The sequence below is a fragment of the Vibrio sp. 1557 genome (genome assembly GCF_033340175.1).
In the GTDB taxonomy this organism is placed as follows: domain Bacteria; phylum Pseudomonadota; class Gammaproteobacteria; order Enterobacterales; family Vibrionaceae; genus Vibrio; species Vibrio alginolyticus.
On record NZ_JAWOVZ010000116.1, the window covers coordinates 1 to 1,460 of the forward strand.

The window sequence follows — 1,460 nt, forward strand, 5'->3', positions numbered from 1 at the left end:
GTACTGAGCCATTACTACGTATTTTTGCAGAGATGCAAGATAAGGACACTGCGGAACGTGTTCTTCAACAGTTTAAAGACTTCTTGTCTCTATAACTGACCTTGTGCCCGCTTCGAGCACAATGATGAGAGCCGACGCTGTCTGGAAAAGGCGATCATCAACAGGAGAAGAGCACTTGCCCGGCATCACTGCCGGGCTTTTTTGTATCTATAAATCGAGAATGGATTCGCAATCCCGTATGCAGAGACATTAAGCGAACGCTAGCACGCCTTGAGTTTCGATCTTCACAGCAACACGCTCACCGATATGAAGCGGCTGTGATGCGATAGCCAGTAGACGATCACCATTAGCATCAATCACATAACGACAATGATCACCCATGAAGTGCTGCTCAAGCACAGTGACCGCACTGTCTTCATCCGACTGAATTTGGACATGTTGTGGTCGCAGTAGTAATGAACAAGCAGATTGCATTTGAATCTCTTGCTGTGCACTCGCCTCAACTACACCAATATGGGTTTCGTATTCCGTATCTGAAATGCGCGTTGCGGCTAGGTAGCTACCACCACCTAAGAAGTCTGCAACAAACTTGCTCGAAGGTTGGTAGTAGAGTTCTGAAGCCGTGCCGTATTGCTCAATAACACCGTGGTTCATCACCGCCATTTTGTCGGCAAACGCAAATGCTTCTTCACGACTGTGAGTCACGAAAATCGCTGTAACGCCTTGTGCCTTAAAAATCTTACGGATCTCGCTGATTAACTCGTGACGAACCTGAGTATCAATATTGGAAAACGGTTCATCCAAAAGCAGTAAATCAGGGCTGTAAGCCAGAGAACGAGCAATCGCAACGCGCTGCTGTTGCCCACCAGAAAGCTGATGTGGATAACGATCGGCGTAACCTTGAAGGTGCACGAGTTCTAGCATTTCATCGACTTTCGCGCGCTTTTCTTGTGCAGATTGATGCTTCAAGCCAAAGGCTATATTTTGCGCAACTGTCAGATGAGGAAATAGTGCATAATCTTGGAAGATCATTCCGATATTGCGCTCTTCTGGCGGCAACCAATTTTCACCATCATCAATCGTCTGACAATTTAAGCTCATTTGACCAGAAGTAAGAGGCAGCAAACCAGCAATTGCTTTCAACAATGTCGTTTTGCCACAACCACTCGCCCCTAAAAGACAAACGATTTGCCCCTGTTCCACTTCTAGCGACAAAGACTCTAAAACGGTTTGAGCATCGTATTGGCAAGTTAGGTTTTTAATTGATAGTGCGCAGCTCATCAGTGATTTTGCTCCAGTGAACGGTTAACAACAACAAGCGGGATCAACCCAACAAGAACCAACAATACAGCAGGCAGAGCTGCCAATTCTAAATGCTCATCCGAGGCAAAGTTATATACGTATGTTGCCAGTGTTTCAAAATTGAATGGACGCAGAAGCAGAGAGGCATTGAGCTCTTT

Annotated in this window: 1 protein-coding gene and 1 pseudogene; both read right to left on the reverse strand. The window is 46.0% G+C overall.

Annotated features, from left to right (window positions below):
* Positions 1-249: 249 nt before the first annotated feature.
* The gene (locus tag R7070_RS25075) at positions 250-1,281 is read right to left on the reverse strand and encodes an ABC transporter ATP-binding protein (protein ID WP_005461276.1); all 1,032 of its coding nucleotides are present in this window, start codon (positions 1,279-1,281) and stop codon (positions 250-252) included.
* Positions 1,281-1,460, reverse strand: a pseudogene (locus R7070_RS25080) (iron ABC transporter permease); the annotation flags it as partial. The pseudogene R7070_RS25080 and the gene R7070_RS25075, both read right to left, overlap by 1 nt.